Annotated in this window: 22 protein-coding genes; 5 read left to right on the top strand and 17 right to left on the bottom strand. The window is 63.0% G+C overall.

What is annotated here, in order from left to right:
- Window positions 1-18: 18 nt before the first annotated feature.
- The 7 genes from GH665_RS25775 to GH665_RS25745 are packed head-to-tail and all read right to left on the bottom strand — an operon-like array spanning window position 19 to window position 7342.
- On the bottom strand, window positions 19-732 hold the full coding sequence (locus tag GH665_RS25775; RefSeq protein ID WP_028200507.1) for an ABC transporter ATP-binding protein: 714 nt from the start codon (window positions 730-732) through the stop codon (window positions 19-21).
- Window positions 729-1538: an ABC transporter ATP-binding protein gene (locus tag GH665_RS25770; protein WP_153140100.1), complete on the bottom strand. Its 810-nt coding sequence runs from the start codon at window positions 1536-1538 to the stop codon at window positions 729-731. Before GH665_RS25770 ends, GH665_RS25775 begins: the two co-directional genes overlap by 4 nt.
- Window positions 1535-3475 carry an ABC transporter permease gene (locus tag GH665_RS25765; RefSeq protein WP_153140099.1) on the bottom strand — a complete coding sequence of 647 codons (1941 nt, stop codon included), beginning with the start codon at window positions 3473-3475 and terminating at the stop codon, window positions 1535-1537. Before GH665_RS25765 ends, GH665_RS25770 begins: the two co-directional genes overlap by 4 nt.
- 18 nt (window positions 3476-3493) lie before the next feature.
- Window positions 3494-4078 (bottom strand): amino acid synthesis family protein, encoded by a 585-nt coding sequence (locus GH665_RS25760; protein WP_030103787.1) that lies wholly within the window; start codon window positions 4076-4078, stop codon window positions 3494-3496.
- A gap of 34 nt (window positions 4079-4112) precedes the next feature.
- Entirely contained in the window at window positions 4113-4703 is a 591-nt protein-coding gene (locus GH665_RS25755; protein WP_030103788.1) for an amino acid synthesis family protein, read from the bottom strand.
- 14 nt (window positions 4704-4717) lie between these two features.
- Window positions 4718-5704, bottom strand: a complete 987-nt coding sequence (locus GH665_RS25750; RefSeq protein WP_153140098.1) for a UPF0280 family protein — start codon at window positions 5702-5704, stop codon at window positions 4718-4720.
- A gap of 30 nt (window positions 5705-5734) precedes the next feature.
- Window positions 5735-7342 (bottom strand): 6-hydroxynicotinate reductase, encoded by a 1608-nt coding sequence (locus tag GH665_RS25745; RefSeq protein WP_153140097.1) that lies wholly within the window; start codon window positions 7340-7342, stop codon window positions 5735-5737.
- Window positions 7343-7736: 394 nt separating this feature from the next.
- Here GH665_RS25745 and GH665_RS25740 point away from each other — a divergent pair, with 394 nt between their 5' ends.
- The gene (locus tag GH665_RS25740) at window positions 7737-8438 is read left to right on the top strand and encodes a TetR family transcriptional regulator (protein ID WP_153140096.1); all 702 of its coding nucleotides are present in this window, start codon (window positions 7737-7739) and stop codon (window positions 8436-8438) included.
- 35 nt (window positions 8439-8473) lie between these two features.
- On the opposite strand, the gene pcaC is transcribed toward GH665_RS25740, so the two are convergent.
- The 7 genes from pcaC to GH665_RS25705 form a co-directional block, all read right to left on the bottom strand.
- Window positions 8474-8869 carry a 4-carboxymuconolactone decarboxylase gene (gene pcaC / locus GH665_RS25735; protein ID WP_120342295.1) on the bottom strand — a complete coding sequence of 132 codons (396 nt, stop codon included), beginning with the start codon at window positions 8867-8869 and terminating at the stop codon, window positions 8474-8476.
- Window positions 8866-9657: a 3-oxoadipate enol-lactonase gene (gene pcaD, locus GH665_RS25730; protein WP_153140095.1), complete on the bottom strand. Its 792-nt coding sequence runs from the start codon at window positions 9655-9657 to the stop codon at window positions 8866-8868. The genes pcaC and pcaD overlap by 4 nt, the downstream gene beginning before the upstream one ends.
- 5 nt (window positions 9658-9662) lie before the next feature.
- A complete protein-coding gene (locus tag GH665_RS25725; protein WP_153140094.1) occupies window positions 9663-11042 on the bottom strand; it encodes a 3-carboxy-cis,cis-muconate cycloisomerase in 1380 nt (459 codons plus the stop codon).
- 377 nt (window positions 11043-11419) lie between these two features.
- The gene (locus tag GH665_RS25720) at window positions 11420-12079 is read right to left on the bottom strand and encodes a 3-oxoacid CoA-transferase subunit B (RefSeq protein ID WP_153140093.1); all 660 of its coding nucleotides are present in this window, start codon (window positions 12077-12079) and stop codon (window positions 11420-11422) included.
- Window positions 12080-12089: 10 nt separating this feature from the next.
- Window positions 12090-12794: a 3-oxoacid CoA-transferase subunit A gene (locus tag GH665_RS25715; RefSeq protein WP_153140092.1), complete on the bottom strand. Its 705-nt coding sequence runs from the start codon at window positions 12792-12794 to the stop codon at window positions 12090-12092.
- 607 nt (window positions 12795-13401) lie between these two features.
- Window positions 13402-14346, bottom strand: coding sequence for an IS110 family RNA-guided transposase (locus tag GH665_RS25710; RefSeq protein ID WP_174771707.1), 945 nt, complete (start codon window positions 14344-14346; stop codon window positions 13402-13404).
- Window positions 14347-15028: 682 nt separating this feature from the next.
- Window positions 15029-16575 (bottom strand): IS3 family transposase gene (locus GH665_RS25705; protein WP_408279059.1). Its coding sequence is split into 2 segments (ribosomal slippage): window positions 15029-16110 and window positions 16110-16575, totalling 1548 coding nucleotides; the frame shifts between segments, so codons are not numbered across the junction.
- Between the two features lie 327 nt (window positions 16576-16902).
- Between GH665_RS25705 and GH665_RS25700 the strand changes: the two genes are divergently transcribed.
- Together GH665_RS25700 and folE are read left to right on the top strand one after the other, a co-directional pair.
- Window positions 16903-17832 carry a LysR family transcriptional regulator gene (locus GH665_RS25700; RefSeq protein ID WP_153140091.1) on the top strand — a complete coding sequence of 310 codons (930 nt, stop codon included), beginning with the start codon at window positions 16903-16905 and terminating at the stop codon, window positions 17830-17832.
- 124 nt (window positions 17833-17956) lie between these two features.
- Window positions 17957-18595 carry a GTP cyclohydrolase I FolE gene (gene folE, locus GH665_RS25695; protein WP_153140090.1) on the top strand — a complete coding sequence of 213 codons (639 nt, stop codon included), beginning with the start codon at window positions 17957-17959 and terminating at the stop codon, window positions 18593-18595.
- 6 nt (window positions 18596-18601) lie between these two features.
- Here the strand turns inward: folE and GH665_RS25690 are convergent, their stop codons facing one another.
- Window positions 18602-19519 carry a DMT family transporter gene (locus tag GH665_RS25690; protein WP_153140089.1) on the bottom strand — a complete coding sequence of 306 codons (918 nt, stop codon included), beginning with the start codon at window positions 19517-19519 and terminating at the stop codon, window positions 18602-18604.
- Window positions 19520-19780: 261 nt separating this feature from the next.
- Between GH665_RS25690 and GH665_RS25685 the strand changes: the two genes are divergently transcribed.
- A complete protein-coding gene (locus GH665_RS25685; protein WP_153140088.1) occupies window positions 19781-20845 on the top strand; it encodes a VTT domain-containing protein in 1065 nt (354 codons plus the stop codon).
- 64 nt (window positions 20846-20909) lie between these two features.
- Here GH665_RS25685 and GH665_RS25680 read toward each other — a convergent pair whose 3' ends face one another.
- Both GH665_RS25680 and GH665_RS25675 read right to left on the bottom strand, forming a co-directional pair.
- A complete protein-coding gene (locus tag GH665_RS25680; RefSeq protein WP_167531005.1) occupies window positions 20910-22442 on the bottom strand; it encodes a diguanylate cyclase in 1533 nt (510 codons plus the stop codon).
- Between the two features lie 154 nt (window positions 22443-22596).
- Window positions 22597-23463, bottom strand: coding sequence for a CHAD domain-containing protein (locus GH665_RS25675; RefSeq protein WP_153140086.1), 867 nt, complete (start codon window positions 23461-23463; stop codon window positions 22597-22599).
- Window positions 23464-23892: 429 nt separating this feature from the next.
- Between GH665_RS25675 and GH665_RS25670 the strand changes: the two genes are divergently transcribed.
- Window positions 23893-25479: an inorganic phosphate transporter gene (locus GH665_RS25670; RefSeq protein WP_153140085.1), complete on the top strand. Its 1587-nt coding sequence runs from the start codon at window positions 23893-23895 to the stop codon at window positions 25477-25479.
- Window positions 25480-25603 lie beyond the last annotated feature (124 nt).

Below are 25603 nucleotides of genomic sequence, written 5' to 3'. Positions count from 1 at the left end.
CCTCGTGCGCCGATGGAATCACACGCTCAGATAAGCGCGCCTCACTGTTTCGTTCTTTGCGAGTTCGCCGATCGTGCCGCTAAAGCGGATCTGCCCTTTTTCGAGGACGTACGCGCGGTCGCTAACCAGCTCGGCGAAGTGCAGATTCTGTTCGGACAACAGAATCGATAGCCCTTCGCGCTTGAGTTCGAGGATCATGTTCGCCATCTGCTCGACGATTACGGGGGCAACGCCCTCGGACGGTTCGTCGAGCAGCACCAGATACGGGTTGCCCATCAGCGTGCGCGAGACGGTCAGCATCTGCTGCTCGCCGCCGCTCATCTGGCCGCCGGGGCGTCTGGGCATTTCGCCCAGATTGGGGAACAGGCGGAACAGTTTTTCCGGCGTCCATTGCGGCGCACCTTCGCGCGGCGGCTGACGGCCGGTATCGAGGTTTTCCATCACCGTCAGATCGGCAAACACGCGGCGATCTTCCGGGACGAATCCCATGCCCATGCGGGCGATCCGATAAGGCGGCAACGCCGTGATGTTCTGTCCGCGAAAACGCACTTCGCCCTGACGGCGCGGCAATAGTCCCATCACCGCTTTCATCGTGGTCGATTTGCCGGCGCCGTTGCGGCCCATCAGCGCGACCACTTCGCCACGGCCCACTTCCAGGCCGACGTCGAACAGAATATGCGCACGGCCATAGAATGCATTGAGGCCGGAGACCTTCAGCATCGGCTCGCTCATTGCAGCGCTCCTTGTCCCGGATGGCCGCCTGCCGCTTCATGCAGCGGCGCGCATGGCTGGAAGGTCTTGCCGGTGCCGAAATAGACTTCCTGAACGCGTGCGTCGTTGCGGATCGTTTCGCCGTCGCCCTCGGCTATCAGCTTGCCACGTGCGAGCACGATCATGCGATCGGCGTAAGCGAATACAACGTCCATGCTGTGTTCGGTAAAGAGCACGCCGATCTTGTACTCCGTGACGAGACGCCTCGTCAGCGCCATCAACTCGTTGCGCTCCCTGGGCGCCATGCCGGCGGTGGGCTCGTCCATCAGCAGCAACTTCGGCCGATTGGCCAGCGCGATCGCCAGTTCAACGCGTTTGACATCCCCATAAGCGAGCACGCCGCAGGCGCGGTTCGCGTCGGCGCCCATGCCGACCTGTTCGAGCAGCGTCATCGCTTCGTCGGCATAGCGCGAGCCCACGGGTTTCCACAGGCCGAAGGTTTTGCGTTCGCGCGAGACGAGGGCCATCTGCACGTTTTCGAGCACGGTCATCGAATTGAAGGTCGCGGCAATCTGAAACGTGCGGCCAACGCCCAACCGCCAGATATCGCGTGGCCGCATGCCGACCAGTTCGCGATCGTCGAGGCGAATCGAACCGGACGACGGTTGCAGTTGCCCGTTGACCATATTGAAGCAGGTCGACTTGCCCGCGCCATTCGGTCCCAGCAGCGCGAGCAACTGGCCGGCTTCAAGATCGAAGGACACATCGTCGACCGCTTTCAGGCCGCCGAACGACTTGGAGAGGCCGGATACGCGCAGCAGGCTCATAGCCCCTCCTTGATCGCCGTACCTTGCGACGCCGCCGAAGCCCGATCTTCCGCCTTATCCACCGTATCGTCGCCAAACCGCTCGCGAATAAAACCGACGATCCCCTGCGGAAACGCGATCACCAGCAACAGGATCGCGAAACCCAGCAGCGCCTGCCAATAGTCGGTCTGCCGCGCGACGGTGTCCTGCAGCCAGGTGAACACCGCCGCGCCGACAATCGGACCGGTCAAGGTCTGCAAGCCGCCGAGCAGCACCATCACGAGGCCATCCACGGAGCGGCTCACGCTGATCACCTCGGGCGAAATCGTCCCTTTGGAGAAGGCATACAGCGATCCGGCAAGCCCGCAGAACAGCGACGCGACGACGAATGCCGCCCACTGCACACGTTTCACGTCGATGCCGATGGCTTCGGCGCGCAACACCGAATCGCGCGACGCCCGCATCGCGTAGCCGAGCGGCGAGAACAGCATCTTGCGCAGCAGCCACACACCCACCACGGCGCAGGCGAGCGTCAGATAATAAAAAGCCACCGGCGACGACAACCAGTTCGACGGCCACAGGCCGAGAATGCCGTTGCTGCCGCCTGTTACATCGTCCCACTGGAACACCACGGACCAGACGATCTGCGCGAACGCGAGCGTCAGCATCGCAAGGTACACGCCCGAAAGCCGCACGCAAAACCAGCCGAACACCAGCGCGCCAGCCACGGCGAGCGAGGGGCCGAGCAGCAGCGCGGCTTCCATCGGCAGATTCAGAACCTTGAGAAACAGTGCGGCGCCATAAGCACCCAGGCCGAAATACGCGGCGTGGCCGAACGAATGCATGCCGCCGGGACCCATGATGAAATGCAGACTCGTGGCGAACAGCACGGCGATCAGGATTTCAACCAGCAGCACAGGCATATAGGGAAACGCGTTGGCCGCAAGCGGTGCGAGCACCAGCACCAGCAAGGCGATGGCCGCCAGCCACTTCAGGCGCTTGCCGGCGGGCCTCAATGGCGCTTCAGGTGCCGCCATGCCACGCACCGCGGCGCCCGCCTTCCCGAGCAAGCCCCAAGGCCGCACCACCAGCACCACCGCCATCACGACGAATTCCGCAACCAGCGTAAAACGGCTCAACGACAGGTCGATACCGAACACCGACACATGCCCGATGCCGATGCAGAGCGCCTTGATCTCGGCGATCAGCAACGCCGCGATAAACGCGCCCGGAATCGACCCCATGCCGCCGACCACGACGACGACAAACGCATTGCCGATGGTCTCCAGATCGAGCGACAGATTCGCCGACATCCGCGGCCCTTGCAGCGCACCGCCCAGCCCGGCGAGAAATGCGCCGACGAAAAACACGCCGGTAAACAGCCATGCCTGATTGATGCCGAGCGCGCCGAGCATCTCGCGATCCTGGGTCGCGGCGCGCACGAGCGTGCCCCAACGGGTGCGCGTCAACGCATACCAGAGCAGCAGCAACACCACGGGTCCGATCACGATCAGCGCAATATCGTAGGTCGGCAGCGGATGGCCGAGAAATTCGACCGCGCCGGCCAGATGCGGCGCACGGGGTCCAAACAGGTCTTCGGGACCCCATAGCCACAACGCGGCGTCGCGAAAGATCAGCACCAGCGCGAAGGTCGCCAGCAGGTGAAACAACTCGGGGGCCTGGTAGATGCGCCGCAGCACGATCATTTCGACCAGCGCGCCGAGCACCGCCACCACCAGCGCGGCAGCCAGCACCGACAGCCAGAAGCCGCCCGTGGTATGGCCGAAACGGCTCGCGATGCTATACGCGACGTAAATGCCGAACATATAGAACGAGCCGTGCGCGAAGTTGACGATGCGCGTCACGCCGAAGATCAGCGACAAACCGGCGGCGACGAGAAACAGCGTCGACGCATCGGCGAGCCCGTTGACCAGCTGTACCAGCAAATTCGAAAGCATCGCGACCCTTGAAATAGCTCAGCGCAAACCGTCTTCGCCCTTGATCTCACTCACCTGCAAGCCGCCGATGCGCGGCAGCGGCCGGCCCGAGGCTGTCACAGCAACGGCCACGACGATTTCATTCGCGCGCGGCGCATCCGACACACGTGCCTCGATCGCGTCGAAATGGCTGCGCACGAAAGCGGCATCTTTATGGCCTAACGGCACGTCGATCGCGGTGCCGAGCGTACCCATTTTTTTCGCCGACGGCACCAGCGCCGCGCCTTTTTCAACCGCGACTCGCAGCGGAGCGCCGAGCTTCGGATGCAGGATCGCAGCCGCGTGCTCGAGTTCACCCGCTTCGCCGACGATCGCCGCCTTGCCGTAGCTTTGCGCGTCGCCCGGTTTGATGCCGAGCGCTTCGACACACTTGTTGCCGAGCAAGGCGCCAAGTTCCTCGCCGGCTTCGATCAGCGCGTCCAGTTTCGCCTCGTAACGGCCCGCGTAGGGATTATCGATCACCGCGATCGCGACTGCACGGCGTGCCGGTGGTTCGACGGCCTGCCCCATTTCAATGCGTGTTTCATCGACCTGCACGATCAGCTTGCGAAGCTTGATTGCCATTTCACTCTCCCGGTTTCGATGCGTGTTACGCCGTTCAGCGCAAGCCGTCCTTGCCCACAATCGCCTCTTTCGCCAGGCCGCCGACACGCGCATGCACGCGCTGGCCCGTGCTCATCACGAGGATATACACCAGTTCGTCGGCAGCGGGGGCGCCCGGTACACGCACTTCGATCGCGTCGAAATGGCTGCGTACGTAGCTCGCGTTGACATGTGTGAGCGGCACATCGAGCGCGGTGGAAGGCGCGCCGACTTTCTTGGTCGACGGCACGATAGCGTTAGTCGGCACGCCGTTTTTCTCCAGCAATTCGCGCATCGCATAGCCGCCGGGCACATGCCACAGCGCGCCATGCTCGAGTTCGCCCCGCGAGCCGACGATTGCGCCTTTGCCGTAGCTTTCAATCGATGCGTGCGGCACCGCCATCGCCGCCAGCAACCGTTGCGCCATGTCGAAGCCGATTGGCTTGAGCGCTTCCATCGCATGCTCGATTCTGGCCTCGTAGCGGCCGGCGAACGGATTCGTCATTACCGCGGCAATCGCGCCGCGCCGCAACGGCTGCGCGGGTGCGGGGCCGAACTCGTGAAAAATGTCTTCGACGTGCGTCAGCACGCGGCGTATTTCGAACACGGAGCCTCCGTTGCTTATTTCAGGTTGCCTGTTTCACGTTGCTGACCTGGGCTTGCCGTCCCGGCGCGATTGCTGACCAACGCGTCCTGGTAGTGCATCCCCGCCACCCGTGCCCGTCCTTGCAGGAACAACGCCGCGCCTTCGATCAAACCCTGTTCCTGCAAACGCCGCGCCGCGTCGACGCCACGCGCCAGCGCGAAGTCGATCAACGGTTGCGGCAAGGATGGCACGTCAACGGTCACGAGCATGTCGCCGAGATCACTATCGTCTTTCAACGAGGACGCCGGCCTGCGCACAACACCGGTATGGTCCAGATTGACGGCATTAGCGATTATCGTCGCAGCGGCATCGGCAGTGGCGGCGTTGCGAGCGAGCACCGTGACGCTGTCGGCAATACCCAGACTAAAACTGCGCCCACGCCAGCCGCTGGTCGCGACGCCGCGAATCGGCATCGCGGCATCGAGCGTCAGGTTGGCGTCCAAAGCTTGATCGCCTGGCAAATTCGCGCCGGAGAACCCCGCCAGATCGGCGAACACGCCCACGCGATACTGTTGGCCTTCCGTCAGGTAGAGCGCGATATCGCCGCCGTTGTTAATGAAAGCGCGCGCTATACCCTCACGCGCGAACGCCGTGATCAATTCATCCGCGACGCTCCCTGCGACGGCCGCCATCGGCGTGATGTAACGCGCACGGTGAGGATGACTGGCGCTCCACATGCGGCGGGCAACGGGACCTTTCAACACGCAGTCGCTGTGCGCAGCATGGCCTGGAACAGGTTGCCGAAGCAGCCTCAACTCGCCGACCAGCTCAGGCAACACGTCGACAAAGCGTGCCCAGCAAGCCTCATATGCGGCCTGCACCGCCGAGGGTTCGCCGTCCGCGCCGAGAATCAGATCGATCGGCCCATGCTGCCAATGCCAGCGGGCCGCGTCGAGCTGGGCGCGGGTTGCGCTCGTTGCGTTCGTTGCGTTCGTTGCGCTCTTTGCATTCGTTGCGTTCATCGGGTTCGTCGTGCCGGTCATGTGTCGCTGTTAGCCCGGCATCGGCGGCATGGCGGGCGGCCACGGATTGTCCGGATGACGCGCCAATGTTCTGCGGGCAAGCGGCGCCCCTTCCGTATGGTCCGGCCCATTCGCCAGCACGCTTGCCAGCGACCGCACCGCGTCGAGATGGCCGCCGAGATCGCGATACGCGTCGTACGTCATGGTGAATTCGATCGGTGCGACGATCGCGGGCGTCGGCACGGTGCCGAACGATCGATCGGGCATACGCGAAACATCCACCATCACGGTGATGCCGCCACCCGGCCACACATAGGCGGGCGCGCCGCCACAGGTGACGTTGACGAGCTTCTGTTTGATCGCGCGCGTCAGCAGGACCGGATTCTCCGTCGCTCCCGCTCTCAGGCTGCCGCCTGCGCCGCCGAGAAACAGCACTGTCGCAAGCGAAGGTTCACAGTTCTCGCCGATTCGTTCGACCGTGCGGTGCACGGCGTCCGGCATGGCCGCGATACGCGGCACGAGATTCTGATCGAGTTCGTACCATTGCGCGTGTTCGCCGGTGGTCGACACCATCAGCAAGCGCATACCCGGTTTTGCCACAGCGGGATCGAAACCTTCGACAATCGCCAACGGGTCCTGAATGTCGGTGCCGCCCCAGCCGGTGCCGGGATTCGCGACCTGGAAATAGCGGCCGGGGGTCGATTTGCGGCCGCGAATCTTCAGACCTGAGCGCGTCATGCCCAGGCAGCGGCCCGCCTGGTGTTCAGTCAGCACGCCGGTGATGTGATCGTCGACCACCACCACTTCATCGACGTGGCCGAACCACTGCTTGGCGAAGATGCCAATGGTGGCCGACCCGCAGCCCACCCGCATACGCTGCTCTTCCACGCCGTCGACAATCGGGGCCGCGCCCGCGCGAATCGTGAGACTCGCCCCGCCGTCGATAGTCAGCTCCACCGCTTCCTTATTGCCGAGCGCGAGCATCATGTCGCACGTGACGCGGCCCTCTTTCTTGCTGCCGCCGGTCAGATGATGAACGCCACCGAGGCTCAGCATCTGCGAGCCGTATTCGGCCGTCGTCACATGCCCGACGATCTCGCCGTGGCAACGCACGTTCGATTGCTCCGGCCCGAGAAAGCGGTCCGTGTCGATCTTCACCTTGAAACTGCAATAGCTGAAAATGCCCTCGGTGACGACGGTGATCATGTCGACGTCGTCGAGCCTCGAGGCAACAATGAACGGCGCGGGCTTGTAGTCGGGATACGTGGAGGATGCGCCAATGCCGGTAACGAACAGCGCCTGTTCCGCGGCAGGATCGTGTACTTCGGACGATGCACCAAATTCGACCGTAGACTCCGCACTGTTCGTGATCGCTTCGGGCGAACTCGCGGCGCGCGACAGAAACACCACAGGGTCGACGCGAATCAGCCGCCCGTCCGCATTCGCATAACGATCGCACGCGCCAGTGCGGCCCTCCGATATCTGGCACAACACCGGGCAGGCATTGCATTCAATCTTGTTCGACGCCATTCGCTCGCTGCGCGGCATCGCTTTCTCGAGCACGGTCGGGCCTGGTGTCGAGGCGGTTTCGCCGTCGACGCGCTCCGCACCGAAATCGACCTTCGTATGTTCTGTCATGGTGGGGTTCCCATACGACGACATTACAATCGGTCCTGCCCGGCTGACGAATCGCCCCTGTTTAAAGGGACTTTCGCGTGATCCGCATTTTTCCATGTTGCGGTCACTCACCGTTCGTGTAGTATCCGCTACACCAAACTTGTTTGAAATCTACTCGATCAAAATAGACTGCGCAACGAGTTTCCCGGTGAACATGCGAATGCTGCGGCGCGACATTGCCGTAGGAATCACGCTTCAAATCTACCCCGAAGCACCTGATCGTGCCGAGCATTTCGTCACGCGCAATATGGGCTGTATGATGAAGACGCGCCGTGCTCAAGCGTATCCGAGCTTGGCTTAGCGGCTGCGGCGCAGGCCGTTCAACCCGACGCTAACAAAGAGATCCGAGACCGCCATGAGTCCCACTGCCGCCCGCAAGCCGGGCGCCATCGGCATCCGAGCGAAGCAGGCGCAAGACACCCGCGCCAAGATTCTCAAAGCGGCCATCAAGGTCTTCGCCAAGCAAGGCTTTGCAAGCGGCCGAATCGAAAGTATTTCGAAGGCCGCGCGCTCGCACGACCGGATGATCTATTACTACTTCGGCAGCAAGGAACAGTTGTTTGTCGAGGTGCTGGAGACGATCTACACGCAGTTCAACGAGGCCGAAAGCAGGCTCGATCTCGATCTGGATGATCCCGTGCATGGCCTCGAGCAGATGGTCGAATTCGTCTGGCAGTACTACCTCGATCATCCCGAGTTCGTCACGCTGCTGTCGAGCGAGAATCTGCATCAGGGCAAGCACGCGAAGAAATCGTCGAAGCTGAAGGAGATTTCCGGCTATGCAATTTCGGTCGTGCAGAAGTTACTCGACGCCGGCCAGGCGCAAAACGTCTTTCGTGCCGACGTCAAAGCGCGTGACGTGTACCTGATGATCGCGTCGCTCGGTTATTTCTATAACGCCAATCAGTACACGCTGGGTGCGTTTCTCGGCGAGCCGCTGATGGACAAGGCCGCCCTCGCGCATTGGCGCGAGGTCATCAAGGACACGGTGTTGCGCGCGGTGCGCTTGCAACTGCCGGCCGACACCGCGGTGATGAATACCAGCAAGATTGCCTGAAGCGCACTTCGCGAAACGTGCGCTTCAGGACTTTGTTAAGGCTTTGCCGCTGCGGCGTCGTCTTCGCGGAACAGTTTATCGGCCAGATGAAACGCCGAGTTGGCCGCCGGCACGCCGCAATAGATCGCGGTTTGCAGCAGTACTTCCTTGATCTGCTCGCGCGTCACACCGTTGTTTTTTGCGGCACGCAGATGCAATGCGAGTTCTTCGCTGCGATTGAGCGCGACCATCATCGCGATGGTCAGCAGACTGCGCGTGTGACGCGGCAAACCTTCGCGCGTCCAGATTTCGCCCCACGCATAGCGGGTAATCAGATTCTGGAACTCTTCGGTCAATTCCGTGCGATTCGCAAGCGACCGGTCGACGTGCGCGCTGCCCAGCACCGCGCGGCGCACGCCGAGTCCGGCTTCGTAGCGGTCTTCGTCGTTCATTTCTGCTCCGTCAGGAAGTCGAGCACGGTCTTCGTGAAGGTCTCGGCTCTCTCGATGTTGGAAATATGCGAGGCGTCCAGTTCGACATAGCGCGCGCCCGGAAGCGCCTGTGCCAGTTCGCGGCCTTGCGCCGGCGTGGCGGCTAGATCGTGCGTGCCGCTGATCACCAGCGCGGGCACCTTGATGCCGGGGACTTCAGGCCGCAGATCGGCGGCGTCGATGGCGTCGCAATTCGATGCGTAGCCTTCTTTGTCGGTGTGCACGAACACGTCGCGGATCATCGCAAGCACCACCGGTTCGCGTTCGATGTAGTCGGCGGTGAACCAGCGCGGCAAGACCGCGTCGGCCAGTGCGAGCATGCCTTCAGTGCGGGCCCTTGCGGCGCGCGGCACCCACACCTCCGGCGAACCGATGCGCGCCGCCGTGTTGCACAGCACGACCCGTTCGAGACGATTCCCGTGACGCGCGGCCAGCGCAACGCCCGTAAGGCCGCCCATCGACAGACCGCAGAAATTCGCACGGGCGATCTTCAGCGAGTCCATCAGACCGAGCACGTCGCCGGTCAGCTGGTCGATCGTGTACGGACCTTTGGGCGCTTCCGAATGACCGTGACCGCGCGTGTCGTAGCGCAGCACGCGGAAGTGTTTGGACAGAGCCGCGACCTGCGGCGTCCACATCGACAGATCGCTGCCGAGCGAATTCGACAACACGATCCACGGCGCGTTGCCGTGACGGTCCCCGTCGATTCGATAGTGAAGCTCGGTACCGTTGACTGCGGCGTAGGGCATGCCGGTTACTCCTTGGAAGTGGCGCGTTTGGCGCGCGCGTGATGAAGTGCCAGCGCGGCGTCCACATAAGCGTGCGCCTGGCCGACGTATTGAGCGGGATCGAGCAGCTGCTTCAGGCGCTCGATCGAAAGATGTTCGGTCACGGCGGCGTCCGCCGCGAGCACCTCGAAGAGTGTCTTGTGTTCGGCGACGGCCGCTTTCGAGGCACGCTCGACCAGGTGATGCGCGTCGAGCCGGCCGATGCTGTCGCCGAGCGCGAGCATGACCGCTTCGCCGAGGATCAGGCCGTGCGTGACGTCGAGATTGGCGGCGAGACGCGGCACATTCACGTTGAGCCCCACCGCAATCTGTTCGATGTTGGCGAGCGCGCCACCCGCGAGGCGCGCGAGATCCGGCAACGCGTCCCATTCGGCTTGCCAGCCGCCGAGCGCACGCTCGTGCTCCTGCACCATGCCGGCGAACACCGTGGCCACCAGCCCCGGCGCGCGCGTCGCGGCCGTCAGCACAGCGGCGCAGCCAACCGGATTGCGTTTGTGCGGCATGGTCGACGAACCACCCTTGCCGGCCGCGGCAGGTTCACCCAGTTCGTCGATTTCGGTTTGCATCTGCAAGGAGATATCGCGCGCGATCTTGCCGAGCGTGCCGATCAGCATGCCGAACAGCGATGCGGTTTCGGCGATGCGATCGCGCTGCGTGTGCCACGGCAAGGTGGGCACAGCAAGCTTGAGTTCCTGAGCCAGCGATTGCGTGACTTGCGGCGCCGCGTCGCGCAGGCTCGCCAGCGTGCCGGCCGCGCCGCCGAATTGCAGCACCAGCACGCGCGCGCGCAATGCATCGAGCCGCTCGCGATGACGCAGCAGTGCATCGAGCCACTGCGCGAATTTCAGACCGAGCGTGATCGGCAGCGCCTGCTGCAACCAGGTGCGGCCGATCATCGGCGTCGCGCGGTGGGTGGCGGCGAGTTTCGCCAGCGCATCGCAGGTGGTTTGCAGGCCGCTGTCGAGCAGATCGAAGGTGTCGCGTAATTGCAGCACCGTCGCCGTATCGATGATGTCCTGACTCGTCGCGCCCCAGTGGACGTACTTCGATGCCTCAGCGTCTGCCGCTTTGACGCGCGCGGTAAGTTGTTTGACGAGGGGAATCGCGAGATTGCCGCCGAGCGCGGCGTCGCGCGCAAGCGCGTTGGCGTCGAGTTGATCCGCCTGGCAGGCGCCCTCGATCGCGGCTACGGCGCGGTAGGGAATCACGTTGTGCGCGGCCGTTGCGCGCGCGAGCGCGGCTTCGACATCGAGCATCCGTTGCAGCGTGGCACGCGGCGACCAGATATCGTTCATCGGCTGCGTGCCGCAAAGAAGGCCGGTCAGACGGGCGCTGGAGTCGAGCATGGTGGCGTCGATGAGGGAGTCGAAAGTAGGAGTTTCGCCGAAGCTGCCTGGACGCGCCGCGAGGCGCACCGCGACACGCTATCTACCGAGAGCGTACCGCACACGGCGTTGCGGCGCATTGTGCCCCGAACATCGCCGCGACGGCGCGGTGGATGTGCGTAGCTGTCACGTCGATCGTAGAGGGCGTATGAGCTGCGCTATGTGCCGTGCGCCGTGACGTTACCTGAGGCGTGAGGGGCAGAAAGCGCGCCTCAAGCGCACTCCTGTCCGGGACGGCGGCGGGGCGCTGGGCGCGGCATACGCACTTCGCTGCTTCGCCGGCGTTTCGGCTGCCCGGCGCAAGGCAGGCGTCCGCCACCTGCCTTGTGCAGCGATGCTCAGGCCGCGCGAGCCGCTTGCGTGCCGTCGATCAGCGGTACGCCGGTCAGTTTGTGCAGCGCATCGAAGTCGATGTCCGAGAATATCTCGCGCACCACGAGCCCCTGATCGGTGACGTCGATCATTGCCAGGTCCGTATAGATGCGGTCGACGCAATTCACGCCTGTGACCGGATACGAGCATTGCGCCGCGATTTTGCTTTCGCCCTGCTTGGTCAGGTGTTCCATCATCACGTAGACCTGTTTCGCGCCGATGGCCAGATCCATCGCACCGCCGACTGCCGGGATCGCATCGGGCGCACCGGTATGCCAGTTCGCCAGGTCGCCTTTCGCCGACACCTGGAACGCGCCGAGCACGCAGAAATCCAGATGGCCGCCGCGCATCATCGCGAACGAATCCGAGTGATGGAAGAAGGCGCCGCCCGTGAGCAGCGTGACGTGCTGCTTGCCGGCGTTGATCAGTTCGTCGTCTTCCTCGCCCTTTGCGGGTGCCGGGCCCATGCCGAGCAAGCCGTTTTCGCTGTGCAGGAAGATTTCCTTGCCGGCGTCGAGGTGGTTGGCCACCAGCGTGGGCACGCCGATGCCGAGGTTGACGTAAGCGCCTTCAGGAATATCCTGGGCAACGCGCTTGGCCATTTCATCGCGGGTCAGTTTTTTCATGTCGTTCTCCTCAGGCGGCGGTCGCGGATGCAAGTTCGGCTTGATGCACCGCTTGCGGCACTTCGATCACGCGTTGCACGAAGATGCCTGGCGTGATGATGTTTTCCGGATCGAGTTCACCGAGCGGCACCACTTTCGACACCTGCACGATGGCCGTTTTCGCTGCGCTCGCCATGATCGGACCAAAGTTTCGGGCGGTCTTGCGATAGACCAGATTGCCCCAGCGGTCGCCCTTGAACGCTTTGATCAGCGCAAAGTCCGCATGTAGCGGCGACTCCAGCACGTAGTGCCGGCCGTCGATCAGACGGGTTTCCTTGCCTTCCGCGAGTTTGGTGCCGTAGCCGGTGGGCGTGAAGAACCCGCCGATACCTGCGCCTGCTGCGCGAATGCGTTCCGCGAGGTTGCCTTGCGGCACCAGTTCAAGTTCGATTTCGCCGGCGCGGTAGAGCGCGTCGAACACATACGAGTCGGTTTGACGCGGGAACGAGCAGATGATCTTGCGCACGCGTTTGGCTTTGAGCAGCGCCGCGAGGCCGATATCGCCATTACCGGCGTTGTTGTTGACGATGGTGAGTTCGCGCGCGCCCTGTTCGATGAGTGCGTCGATCAGTTCGGACGGCATGCCGGCCGTGCCGAAGCCGCCGATCATGACGGTCGCGCCGTCGTGGACATCGGCTACCGCCGATTGAAGTGACTCGAAAATCTTGTTGATCATGTCGAAGTTCCTTTGGGGGCGCTGCGGGGCGCTGCGGGCCGCTGGGCGTTTGCTTTTTGCCTTTGCAGGCAAGGGCTTGTGCAGGACGGTCTCCGGGCCTGTGCTGGCGGCTGCTCGCCGGATCAGGATGCGGGCTGGCGCCTTTGGTTTGTTCGTTGTCGATTTGTTCTATATACGAACGTTGATTCGATTAGCGAACGTTGAGGCGATTATGGTTGCCATTTGGGCGAGTTGTCAAGGCTGGGGATTGCCCTTAATCATAGGAGGTGGGCCTGCTCGGCGGTTTTGTTGTTGATCTGGATTTGGGGCGGTGCCTTGGATTTTGGGCGTTGCCTTGCTGGATTCGTGGTCTGTTTGGCGTTGTTGATCTGGGCTTTTGGCCTTTCCTTGCTGTGTTAGTGGTCTATTAGCGTTGCCCCTGTGCGGGGCGGCACCTACTTCTCTTTGCCGGCCGCAAAGAGAAGCAACCGTATTGGAAGTCAAGCGACGGCTAGCTGGCGGATGACTGATGCCCGGCACGGTAGTCAGCGATGCACAGGCGAGCGCATGCAGCACGATTGATGATCGCGCCCGGACTGCCCGCCATCAGGGCAACGCGTGACGAAGCTCAGTTAGTCGGCGAACTCCAGGGCGTGGCGTTACGGACCATCGCATTGAGCGTGACGACGAGCTTGCGGATGCAGGCCGTGATAGCAACCTTGAACGGTTTGCCGGCCTTGCGTAGCCGGTCATAGAAAGCCCGGATGGTCGGGTTAAAACGCAGCGCCGGCACGCAGGCCATATAGAGCGCTCGCCGCACGACGGCGCGCCCACCCTGAATGCGGCGTTTGCCGATGTGCCTGCCGCTGTCGCTATTGAAGGGAGCGACGCCGGTGAGCGCAGCGATCTCCCGGCGGTTCAGCGAGCCAAGTTGGGGCATAAAAGCGATCAGCGTCGCGGCGGCGCCGGGACCGATGCCTGGCACGGAGCGCAGCAGGTCTTCCTTCTGGCGCCACGCGGGCGAGGAGCGCAGGAATGAATCGATGTCGTTGTCAGCGAGCTTGATCTGCTGCTTGAGCCATTTGATGTGCTCGTTCAGACTGTCCCGTGCAGCGGCATGGGCGCGCTCAAGCCGTGCTTTCTCTGCCACGAGCATATCGATGAGCTGGGCACGGCGCAGCAGCAGGGCCTGCAACTGCTCGGTCTGCACATCGGTGAGCGGGCGCACGACGGGCTTGAGGACCGCGGCGAAATGGGCGATGGCGAAGGCGTCGATGCGATCGGTTTTGGCACGCGAGCCGGTTGCGCGGGCGAAGTCGCGTACCTGCCGGGGATTGACCGCGACGGCGGGCAAGCCGGCCTCGCAGAGGGCCCTGAGCACAGCGAGTTCAAGCTTGCCGGTGGCCTCCATGACGATCAGTGTGGGGCTCAACGCGATCAGACGTTGCACCAGCTGTTCGATAGCGACCGGCTCATTGTCGACACGGAAATGTTCGGTGGTGTCGTGAATGGCAATATCGAGCGCGCTGCCGCTGACGTCGATGCCGATATAAACGGAAGAAGATTGATTCATCACGGTACCCATACTTGCAGGAAAATACGAGCTCAAGGCTCAGTCAACTGTTCGGGTTAGAAGGATGAAAAAGGATAGTCGCTCAAGCTTCTCTGCGGGCTCGAAACCCGGTAGGCAGACGAACTGACTGTCCCTGTGACGACAACTGATCGGGTCGGCGTCACAGAAGGGAATATACAAGTAGGCAAGAGAAAGCGGCTCAAACCGCTAATTCTTAAGCGGGTCCCCCGCACAGCCGCGGTAGTGGTGCATCTGGAATCTGTGTTCTCGCACATTCGGCGTTAGTGACAAGGCCGTCATACCTCCGGCGGCGCTGCGCGCGCCGATACCCAGTTCACAAAACAGTCGGTTGCGTTTTGTGGTCCAGCCGAACTCGATGTGGCGGCGCTTTCGAAACCCACGATATTTGCGCATTCGGCGCCTCGCCACGGCGAAGCCGTGGCTCCGCTGCGCAAAGCAAACCCGCTGGTTTCCCCGGCAGACCCGTCCGCGACGCACGCAGTGCGGAGTGGGAGCTGATGAATCCTTTGTCAACAGCGCGGAGTGTGCGGCGGCACGGATTCCAGATGCACCACTACCGCGACTGTGCGGGGGACCCGCTTATGAGCTGGCGGGGTGAGCCGCTTTCTTTGCTTATCTTTCTTTGCGGCGGTGTGTGTCAAGGTAGTTGTCGCGTGAACCGTTACGCTGCCTGCCTGTACATTTGGGCCGAGGCCGAGGTTCGTTCCGGATTCAGATAGACCGCGTCTGCCAGATGCCAGTTCCGGATAGCTCCTGACCAGCGCGCCGGGTTTCGCATGCGTGCGCTCCGGTACAGCGCTCGCCGTCGGGCCAGCAGGTCACTGGCTTCGCCCCGGTGACGTTGGCCCGGGCTGACATACTTCAGACCGCTGTGACAGTGCTCTTCGTTGTACCACTGCACGAAGCGCTGCACCCATTGCCGAGCCGCCTCCAGCGTGTCGAACGGCTGCTCTGGCCACAACGGACAGTACTTCGCCGTTCGGAACAGCGATTCGGCAAAAGCGTTGTCGTTGCTCACACGCGGCCGGCTGAACGAAGGCTGCACACCCAGATCGATCATCGCCGCGCGCATGGTGGCGCCTTTCATTGCACTGCCGTTATCAGAGTGCAGCACCAGCGGACGCCCGGCGACGCCTTCACGCAGACACCCCTTGGCCAGCAGCACGCTCGCGTGCTCGGCCGACTCCTGCTCCCAGACCTCGTTCATCACCAGCTTGCGGCTGTAGATGTCCTTCATCATGTACCAGTAGAAGTACCGGCCCCTTACCGTGGTCGGCATCCAGGTGATATCCCAGCACCACACCTGATTCGGACCATCGGCACAATGCGTCGTGAGCGTGCGTCGTTGCGGGGCACGCGCGCGGCCCCGGCGCTGGCCCTGTCCTGCCGCTTTCAGCACCCGGTAGAACGTCGATTCGGAAGCCAGATAAACCCCCTCATCGGCCAGTTTCGGCACGATCTGGTGCGGCGTCAGGCTCGCGTAGCCCGGGCGGTTGGCCGCATCGAGTACGGCCTGCCGCTCGGCTTCACTCAGCCTGTTGGGCGGCGCTGCACGCTTCACCTGAGTGCGCCCGTCATGCGGCAACAGGCGCCAGCGCTGGACACTGCGTATGCTGAGCCCCAACTGCTCGCATGCTCGCGAGCGGCATGCCCCTTGCCGTACGGCTTCATCGATCAACTGCATGGCTTCATCGCGATCCGGGCTGCTGATCAGTCTTCCTCTTCCTTGCCCCAGATCGCGTCGGCTTTTTTTCGCAGGTTCAGCAACGCCGCCGCCTCCGCACGGGCCGCATCGCTGCGCTTGAGCTGGCGCTCCAGTTCACGGATGCGCTTCTGGTGAGCCTTCACTTCCTTGCGCTGGGCAGCCGTGAGTTTCGCCTCCGGCACGTTGGCCTGCTCGCACGCCTGACGCCACTGCCGGATCTGCTCCGGATAAATGCCCTTGCTACGGCAGTATTCTGAGGTCTCCACCTCGTTCAGCGATGCCGTCTCCAGCACCACCCTGAACTTGTCGGCGCTCGACCATTGATCGCTTGTCTTGCCATTGCCCGGCATGAATCCCCCAGCCTGTCTCGCGCTCTGCCGCCAGGCACGCAGTGTCACCGTCGTGATGCCCGTCGCCCCTGCCAGCTCGATGACCGCACGATTGAACGGCGGCATCATCTGTTTGACTACCCATTCCCGCGTCTCTGCTGAATAGCGTCTCATATTCCATTCGCTGTCCGCCCTCCATCTTTACATCAATCGTTCGAGTGAGGCGACAACTAGCCTGACATGGAGGGGCGGCGGCAAAGAAAGTAAGTGCCGCCCCGCACAGGGGCAACGCTAATAGACCACTAACAATTCAAGGAAAGGCCAAAAGACCAACACCAGAACAGACCCCGATCACAGCAAGGCAACGCCCAAAATCCAGATCAACAACAAAACCGCCGAGCAGGCCCCAACCGCTATCCAGAATCCAAATTATTGAGCTACCCTTTATCCAGATAAGAAATACCCCCCCAAAACCCGCCGCAGGCAAAAAACCCAAACCCGATGCCCGACACAAACCTGGATCTAAACCTGATCCCCTACCTCGTAGCAATGGAAGACACCCGCAACGTGAGCCGCGCAGCGGACCAACTCGGCGTCAGCCAACCCCGCGTAAGCACCGCGCTAGGCCGCCTGCGGGAATACTTCGACGACCCGCTCTTCGTGCGAACATCGAAAGGCATGGAGCCCACGCCGCGCGCGCTCGCCATCCTCCCCGCCGCTCGCGACGCGCTGCTGCGGATCGAAAAAGGCATGCTCGACGTACAAGACTTCGATCCGGCCACCAGCACCCATACGTTCTCCATCGCGCTCTCCGACGTCGGCGAAATCGTCTTCCTGCCGCGGCTGCTGCAACTCTTCGCCGAACGCGCGCCGCAGGCAAATCTGCGCTCCGTGTCGCTGCCGCCCTCGCACGTGGAACGCGGGCTCGAATCGGGTGACGTCGACCTCGCCGTAGGCTATTTCCCCGACCTGTCAGGCAACAACTTCTTCCAGCAACGGCTTTTCACCCACCGGTTCATCTGCCTGATGCGCACAGGGCACCCGCTTTCGAAGGCGCCGCTCACGCTGCCTCAGTACGTGGCGTCGGGCCACGCCGTGGTGCGCGCCGAAGGACGCAGCCAGGAAGTCCTCGAACACTACCTGGAAAAGAAACGCATCAAGCGCCGCGCGGTACTCGAAACGCCACACTTCATGAGTCTGCCGTTCATCCTCGCGCGCACCGATCTGCTCGCCACCGTGCCGCACGCCATCGGCTTCGCGTACGTGTCGGAGCATGCGTCGATCACGCTGGTCGAGCCGCCACTGCCGTTGCCGCGCTTCGATCTGCGGCAACACTGGCATCGCAAGTTTCATAACGACCCGCGCGCGAGCTGGCTGCGCAGCATCGTCGCCGAACTCTTCAACGACGATATGGACGAGTGGCCAAAGTAAGCTCACGCCCCGTCAGCGAAAGGGGCATCGACACGATGCGACGCAAAACATGGAACAATGGCCGCTACTCATTGAACCCGCGCGCCCCGTCTAGCGTCGACGCGCGCCCCCGGAGGAGCGACGGATGGCCAGCAGCAAAGCAAAGAAAACCAAACCCGCGGCCGCAGTGGACCGCCCCAGCCGCGAAGAAGCTGAAGCAGCAGTACGCGTGCTGCTGCGTTGGGCCGGCGACAATCCCGAGCGCGAAGGCCTGCTCGATACGCCGGCACGCGTGGTGCGCTCCTATGAGGAGTTCTACGCAGGTTATCAGCTCGATCCGCGCGAAATCCTCGCCCGCACCTTCTCCGAAGTGGACGGCTACGACGAAATGATCGTGCTGAAAGATATCCGCTTCGAAAGCTATTGCGAACACCACATGGTGCCGATCATCGGGCGCGCACACGTTGCGTATCTGCCCGAGCATCGGGTGGTCGGCATCTCGAAGCTGGCACGCCTCGTCGATGCCTTCGCCAAGCGTCTGCAGATCCAGGAAAAGATGACCGTGCAGATCGCCGATACGTTGAACGAAGTGCTGCAACCGGCGGGCGTCGGCGTGATTCTCGAAGCCGCGCATCAATGCATGTCCACGCGAGGGGTGCACAAAGCAGGTGTCACGATGGTCACCTCGCGCATGCTGGGCACCTTCCGCACCGATCCGTCGACGCGTCGCGAGTTTCTGTCGATCGTGGGCAATCCAGGGGTGGTGGCGATCTCCAACACCTGAGCCACCTCAGGCCGTGCCGCGAGCCGTACGGCGCGCCGTGCGCATCTGGCCAAAGGTGGCCAGCAGCACGGCGCCAAGCACGCACGCGACACCCGCAAGCTGCGCCGCGCTGACCGGTTCCCGCAGCACGGCAGCGGCCAACGCCACCGCGCTCACCGGCACGAGCGCGGTCATCAGTCCGGCTTCGGCACCGCTAATGCGCGCTGCACCCGCATACCAGAGAACGAAACCGGCCACGGTCGGCACCAGCGCGTAATACAGCACGCCGGCCAGGGCGTCCAGATTGAACGGCACGCTCCAGGGCTTCTCGAAGAACGCCGGCACGATCGCCACCGCGAAACCAATGCCGCACATCAACGCCGATAGCGGCAGCGGCGCGACCGGCGTGTGCAACTTGCGATTGAGCAGAATGAAGAGCGCCTCGCAAACGATCGCCGCAAACACCAGCGCATTGCCGACCAGCGAACGGGCTGCATGCGGCGCGGCGAAATCGTCGAGATGCACGGTACACACCAGCACGCCCAAGGTGGCAAGAACAATCGCGCCGATCAACGCGGGCGCCGGGCGCTCGCCCAGCGCGAGCATGGCGACCATGCCGGACACGGCAGGCAAGGTGCCCGCAATCACACCGGCATCGGCAGCCGAGGCGAGCTTCATCCCGCTGATGAGCAACACTGTATAACCGACGCTGCCCGCCCCCGCCTGGGCAATCACGAGCACCGTATCGTGCCGGTCGAGACGGGGCCAGCGCACGCCCCGCCAGCGCATCGCCAGCACAAACAGGGGAAACGCGATGGCAAACCGCAACGCGGTCGCGCTGAACGGCGGCAATCCGCTGGCGATCGATTTGCTGACGACAACCGTGCTGCCGACCCCGATCATCGCCAGCGCGCAAAACACATAGCCGACATAGCGTGAATTCATGCTGCTGTCCTGTTCCTGTATATGAGCAGGCAGATTAAGGGCGGCCAACGCGTGCCGTCTTGAACGAAATTGCAGAGAAAGTACCCGCCAATAGTTCGGCGGCCCCGTCAGCTTGACGGAATACCGGCTCCAATCAGGCATGGATCTGGCTGGCAGCCTGGTAGGACCAGCCGGTGCTCCAGCAACGTCCATCGAGTATCCTGATCAAAATAGAACCCGCCACAACGGCGTGGTCAATCGAACACAACAGGAGTTCCGCAATTGGTAGCGTTTCCGTCGTCGGCGGTTTCAACCTGGGGCGGCGCAGTCGTCTTTCTCAACGTTCTGTTGACACGCCTCGGGCTGCCGATCCCCGCGGTTCCCATACTGCTCTTCGCGGGCTCCGCGATTGCCGCCGGCACCTTGTCTTTCTGGCCGATCCTGCTGGCCGCGGTGCTCGGCGCGCTCATCGGCGACGGCACATGGTTCGCCGCGGGCCGCATCTACGGACGCAAGCTGATCGCCGCCTTGAGCCGGATCTCTCCGGCGGTCGATTCCAGGCTCGATTCGGCTCGCTCGCTATTCGAACGCTTCGGCGTGCCGCTCGTGTCGATCTCGAAGTTCGTCCCCGGACTGGGACTCATCACCCCGCCGCTAATGGGCACGACCGCCGTGGACAGCCGCATCTACGCTGTGTGGGATCTCGTCGGCGCGCTGGCGTGGGCCACCTTCTGGCTACTTGGCGGCGCCGCGGCGGAACGGCAGTTGCATATGCTGCTCGCCGTCGTCAGAGCGCGCGGGGGCACCGTGATCGACGTCCTGCTGGCCGCGGCGCTGATCTATCTGCTGTACCGTCTGCAGCAGCGGCGTCGCGAGCGGCGCCGTCTCGTGGATGCCGCCTCCGCGAGCGCCTCGCAGGCAACCGTGGCCTCGCGTGGATGGCGCCGCATCATGCCGCGCAAGATTCTGGATGCCCGCCCAGCCACATCGGCAGGCGAAGCGCCGCGCCCTCTTCCCGGTGCGCTGGCGCTCGACCCCTACTCGCCTGAACAGGTCGACGGCGCGCTGCTCGCTTATGACATGGTGATTTATTGCATTTGTCCGGACAGCGCAACCGCGGTGCAGATCACACACCGCATGCGCCTGAACGGCTACACGCGGATTCGCGCCCTGAGGGGTGGCCTTGACGCCTGGCAAAGGCGCGGGTTTCCCGTCGAGCCACTGGTGCCGGCGGGTGAAGCGGCCATCGGCAAACGCGCACCGGCATCACACGCCGAGGCAGGCGGCACGGTGACGCTACGCGGCTTCGCCCCCCGGCGCGGCAAAAGCGCCTGGGCAGGCCCCTGAACGGTCATCCAGCCCGGCGCGCGAGCGCTGTCTCATACAACGCGTTGCCGTCGCACGTCACGCTTTATCGCGACGAGTCCTGCGCCACTGAACTTCCCGCCGACACCGCCGACCTGACCCGGTTGCGCCCTGCCGCCTTGGCCGCGTATAGCTGCCGGTCGGCGGCGGCCAGCAGATCGAGCGCGTTCGCGCCGTCCGCCGGCACACAGGTCGAGCAACCGATGCTCACCGTGATAGCGATCACCTCACCGTCGCGATGCACGACTCGCAGACTCTGCACCTTGCTGCGAATCTGTTCCGCGACGTTGAGCGCGCCTTCGGCTGTCGTATCCGGCAAGATAACGGCAAACTCTTCGCCGCCGTAGCGCGCCACCAGATCGACCGGACGCAGCACCGTGGCGGAGATGCATTCGGCCACGGCGGTCAGCGCCTCGTCGCCGCTTGCGTGGCCGTAGACGTCGTTGAAATGCTTGAAATGATCGATGTCGATGAACAAGGCCGATAGCGACTGCCCCGAGCGCCGCGCGCGCCGCCATTCTTCGTCGAGACGCTTGTCGAGCACGCGGCGATTGCTGAGCCCCGTCAACGGGTCCGTCGCGGCCAGTCGCACCAGCGCCGCCTGCGCACGGGATTTGTCGCGCAACGCGAAAGCAAGCAGCCACGAGACCATCACGAACACCGCGCCGAAAGCGAGCGTCAACACGCCGGCAATCGTGCTGCGACGCCGCCACGGTGCGAGCACTTCATCCACGGACGGCGCAACCGCGGCAATCAGCGGCGTGCCCGGCACACGTGCGTAGGTGAACATCCGGCGCACGCCGTCCACCGCCGAGATGGCGATATACGAGCCCGAGTTATGCGCGGCCATCACCTGAAAGGTCGGTGACTTCGCTATGCTCGAGCCGATATCGCGCGAGGAAAACGGCTTGCGCGCGAGCAAGGTGCCGTCGTCCATCACGATGAACACGGAGCCCAGTTCGCCCGTGTTGATCCGGTCCAGCAGATGCTGAAAATACTCGATGCGTATCGCCAGCAGCGCAACGCCGCCAAACCTGCCATCGGCTTCATTAATGCGCCGCGTGAGACCGATCGAGAGCTTGCCGTCGCGCAGCCGCGAGCGGTACGGGTGCGATAGATAGAGCCCTGCGGCCGGATTGCGTTGATGCACCAGAAAGTAGTCGCGGTCGCCCAGGCTCACTGAGGCGTCGATCTCGTCGTTCTGCGAGGCGAGCACCCGACCGTCCGGGCCGAGTACATAGGCGCCGCCAAGGTAGGCCGCGGTGGTTGCGCGATCGAACAGCACGGCCCGCCGCAAGCCGGGAGGCAGGGTCCACGTGCCCGGATCGCGTGCCCCGTCCACCATTGCCTCCAGCGACAAATCGTAAATCTCGACATTTCGTTCGAGATCGGTGGAAATGATCGAGACGAGGTTTTGTGCCGTTTCGCGCGCATGGTCGAGCGCGTCGGCGCGGCCGCTGCTCAGCGTCAGCAGCGTCAAACCGGCCATCGCCACGGCAACCAGCGTGCCGGCCACGCCCGCAAAAAACGGATGGTTGCCGACATAGCGCGCCACATCGGTCCCACCGGCGCGCGACATGAATCGCAACCGTCGACGCCGCGAAAGCGTTTGATGTGCCACGTGCGCATCGCCTCCTTCGCAAAAGGTCCACCCGGCGGATCAGTCCCGACGCATAGCCAATCGGCTTACTTGGGCCGCTTCGCCTGGGCGCGCGGCCGCTCGCCGCGCCAGATTACAGTTTGCGCAACAGTCCCGCTGCCGCGCGCATCCGGCGTTTGCGCTCCTTTCTGAACCAGCGAAGCGCTGCGTCGGTGTCGCCGGATCCAGCTAGCAAGTCCACGTTGTCGCGCAACAGCATTTCGCTCGCGACAATATCGTTGAGCGTACCGAAACGCTTCTGAATCCGCTTTAACCGCTTCAGCACACGTTTGTGGTTGCCGCTCAAAACCGGCTCGAAAAACTCGAGCAGGTAGCGCACTTTTTTCCCGGCCTTTCTGACGTCGTGGAAGGCAGTGTAGTTGGAGCGCTTCGCGCGAGACGCGCGTTTTATGCGTTTTTTTAGCGAACGTTCGGAAGCAGCCACCCGTTGCTCGACGAACGTTTGCAGCGGCACCCGCTCGTGAGCCGTGTTCAGTTCCTTACTGGCGCTGCTCAGCGCGTCTTGCAACAGACGTTTGACGCCCGCGTTCGAAAGCGTTTCGCGACTTGTCGCCAACGCGTCGCCGCGCACCGCCTGGAGTTGCGGCGACAACTCGGGCGCAATGCGCTCGTTGCCGGCAATCAACGCGATCAGAATGTCCCAGTCGCGCGTCTTGCCGGCTGCCGTCGCCAGATACTTGTACAGCGCGCGTTGGCGCGTATTCCCACCTTTTTCCAGCAAGGGTTCGAACGCCCACCACAGCGAGCGCAACCGCCGCAGCGAGACGCGCAGTTTGTGCAGCGCTTCGGGCGACGCGTCTTCATGCACCTCATTGGCATGTTCGATCGCCGCATCGACAAGCGGCGCCGCATACGACGCAAAGGCCGCCTCGGCAGATTGCTCTGCTTCGGCCGGTTCACGATCCGCAGCCTGCTTGCCGACCTTGCGACTTGCTTGCATCACCGCACGTCCTTCAAAGGCCCATTTATGTCAGCCTAGCAAAAAAAGGTCCCAGTGGATATCCGCCCGCGCGTCACCTAAACTGCACGACGATGGCCTACGGAAAATGCACGTTGCATGAGAAGCAATCCGTAGTGCGCCACCTCGGCCACCTGAATCGCGCGAGCCCATACGAGTCTGCATGCGACCCTCGCGGGAGTTGAACCGGACCCGCCATTCCACGGCACACGGTGCATTTCACGCCTAGTTATTTTCGGACCACTTATCATTCCTGCGCGCCGTGCAATCTGCGGCTTACCCCGCAACGCCAGTCTCCACACACTTCTCGCGAACCCGCCCCGCATAGCTGTCACGCCATTGTCATCATTGCGTCACACAGGCACCGCAGGATCGGCAGTTCCGCGACAACTTTCTTTTGGGGCATACGCCATGCCGGAACTTTCGTACCCGCAACCGGGCGCTGCAAGTGAAAAGGGGCGCAGTATCGGCCTTATCATTTTCCTCGTCGTGATTGCGATCGGCGCCGTTTATTGCGCCATGCACCTGGCAACCGATCTACAACCGGTTCGCGAAGGCTCGGTGCTGCCCTACTTCCTGCTCGGTGTTGCACTCCTGATCGCGCTCGGCTTCGAATTCGTCAATGGATTCCATGACACGGCCAACGCAGTCGCTACCGTGATCTACACGCATTCGCTCGCACCGAACCTCGCGGTGGTCTGGTCCGGTGCGTGGAATTTCCTCGGTGTGCTGACTTCAACGGGCGCGGTCGCGTTCGGCATTCTGCAACTGCTGCCGGTCGAGCTGATTCTGCAAGTGGGCAGCAGCGCGGGTTTCGCGATGGTGTTCGCACTGCTGATCGCCGCGATCATCTGGAATCTGGGCACCTGGTATTTCGGACTGCCGTCGTCGAGCTCGCATACGCTGATCGGCTCGATCATCGGCGTAGGTCTGATGAATCAACTGATGCACGGCGCGAGCGGCACGAGCGGCGTGGACTGGAATCAGGCGCTCGGCGTGGGCAAGTCCTTGCTGTTTTCGCCGCTGGTCGGCTTTCTCGCCTCGGCGTTGCTGCTGTTGATCCTCAAGGCCGTCGTGCGGATTCCCGCGCTGTATGCGGAGCCGAAGGGGAAAAAGCCGCCGCCGTTCTGGATTCGCAGCCTGTTGATTCTGACCTGTACGGGTGTTTCGTTCGCGCACGGTTCGAACGACGGGCAGAAAGGCATGGGCCTCATCATGCTGATCCTGATCGGCACGGTGCCGACGGCGTACGCGCTGAACAAGGCCGTCACGCCGGCGGAAACGCAAACCTTCATCGCCGTGGCTCAACACGCCGCGGACACGCTCGGCAAGTACACGCAAGGCGTGGCGCCGTCCGCCGATCCACGCGCCGAAGTCGAAGCGTACGTGCGCAACCGTCAGTTGACGCCGGCCACGGTGCCGGCCTTGCAGCAACTCACCACGTTGATCGGCCAGCAGGTCGGCGCATCGGGATCGATGGCTGCCGTGCCGCAAGCTATCGTCGATAACGTGCGTAACAATATGTATGTCGCGTCCGAAGCGATTCGCCTGATGGAGAAGAGCAAGCAGCCGGCCTTCTCGTCGGGCGATGCCAAAGCGATCGACAACTTCAAGGCGCAAACCGATCACGCCACCAAGTTCATCCCGACGTGGGTCAAGGTTGCGGTCGCTATCGCCCTCGGTCTCGGCACGATGGTCGGCTGGAAGCGCATTGTCGTCACGGTCGGCGAAAAGATCGGCAAGCAGCATCTGACTTACGGCCAGGGCGCATCGGCTGAAGTGGTCGCGATGCTGACGATCGGCGCAGCCGACATGTACGGCTTGCCGGTCTCGACCACGCACGTGTTGTCCTCCGGCGTGGCGGGCACCATGGCGGCCAACGGCTCCGGCTTGCAATGGGGCACCGTGCGCAGCCTGATCCTCGCTTGGGTGCTGACGCTGCCGGTTTCCATCGCGCTGTCGGCCGGTCTGTACTGGCTGTTCCGGATGGTGTTCTGAAACGGCTGAAATCGCCGGAACCGCAGTAGCCGGGGCCAATCCCGGCTACTGCGAAGATAAAAAAAGCGCGGTTTCTGCCGCGCTTTTTTATCCCACTGGGCGGGCCGAAACCCGCAACCCGCAG

The organism is Paraburkholderia agricolaris, assembly GCF_009455635.1.
GTDB lineage: Bacteria > Pseudomonadota > Gammaproteobacteria > Burkholderiales > Burkholderiaceae > Paraburkholderia > Paraburkholderia agricolaris.
Note: the sequence above shows the minus strand (reverse complement) of the source record. Positions and strands in the feature narration are given on the sequence as shown.

Coding starts and splice junctions, on each gene's coding strand:
- GH665_RS25775 (WP_028200507.1), bottom strand. CDS start 732: ATGAGCGAGCCGATGCTGAAGGTCTCCGGCCTCAATGCATTCTATGGC.
- GH665_RS25770 (WP_153140100.1), bottom strand. CDS start 1,538: ATGAGCCTGCTGCGCGTATCCGGCCTCTCCAAGTCGTTCGGCGGCCTG.
- GH665_RS25765 (WP_153140099.1), bottom strand. CDS start 3,475: ATGCTTTCGAATTTGCTGGTACAGCTGGTCAACGGGCTCGCCGATGCG.
- GH665_RS25760 (WP_030103787.1), bottom strand. CDS start 4,078: ATGGCAATCAAGCTTCGCAAGCTGATCGTGCAGGTCGATGAAACACGC.
- GH665_RS25750 (WP_153140098.1), bottom strand. CDS start 5,704: ATGAACGCAACGAATGCAAAGAGCGCAACGAACGCAACGAACGCAACG.
- GH665_RS25745 (WP_153140097.1), bottom strand. CDS start 7,342: ATGACAGAACATACGAAGGTCGATTTCGGTGCGGAGCGCGTCGACGGC.
- GH665_RS25740 (WP_153140096.1), top strand. CDS start 7,737: ATGAGTCCCACTGCCGCCCGCAAGCCGGGCGCCATCGGCATCCGAGCG.
- pcaC (WP_120342295.1), bottom strand. CDS start 8,869: ATGAACGACGAAGACCGCTACGAAGCCGGACTCGGCGTGCGCCGCGCG.
- pcaD (WP_153140095.1), bottom strand. CDS start 9,657: ATGCCCTACGCCGCAGTCAACGGTACCGAGCTTCACTATCGAATCGAC.
- GH665_RS25725 (WP_153140094.1), bottom strand. CDS start 11,042: ATGCTCGACTCCAGCGCCCGTCTGACCGGCCTTCTTTGCGGCACGCAG.
- GH665_RS25720 (WP_153140093.1), bottom strand. CDS start 12,079: ATGAAAAAACTGACCCGCGATGAAATGGCCAAGCGCGTTGCCCAGGAT.
- GH665_RS25715 (WP_153140092.1), bottom strand. CDS start 12,794: ATGATCAACAAGATTTTCGAGTCACTTCAATCGGCGGTAGCCGATGTC.
- GH665_RS25710 (WP_174771707.1), bottom strand. CDS start 14,346: ATGAATCAATCTTCTTCCGTTTATATCGGCATCGACGTCAGCGGCAGC.
- GH665_RS25700 (WP_153140091.1), top strand. CDS start 16,903: ATGCCCGACACAAACCTGGATCTAAACCTGATCCCCTACCTCGTAGCA.
- folE (WP_153140090.1), top strand. CDS start 17,957: ATGGCCAGCAGCAAAGCAAAGAAAACCAAACCCGCGGCCGCAGTGGAC.
- GH665_RS25690 (WP_153140089.1), bottom strand. CDS start 19,519: ATGAATTCACGCTATGTCGGCTATGTGTTTTGCGCGCTGGCGATGATC.
- GH665_RS25680 (WP_167531005.1), bottom strand. CDS start 22,442: ATGTCGCGCGCCGGTGGGACCGATGTGGCGCGCTATGTCGGCAACCAT.
- GH665_RS25675 (WP_153140086.1), bottom strand. CDS start 23,463: ATGCAAGCAAGTCGCAAGGTCGGCAAGCAGGCTGCGGATCGTGAACCG.
- GH665_RS25670 (WP_153140085.1), top strand. CDS start 23,893: ATGCCGGAACTTTCGTACCCGCAACCGGGCGCTGCAAGTGAAAAGGGG.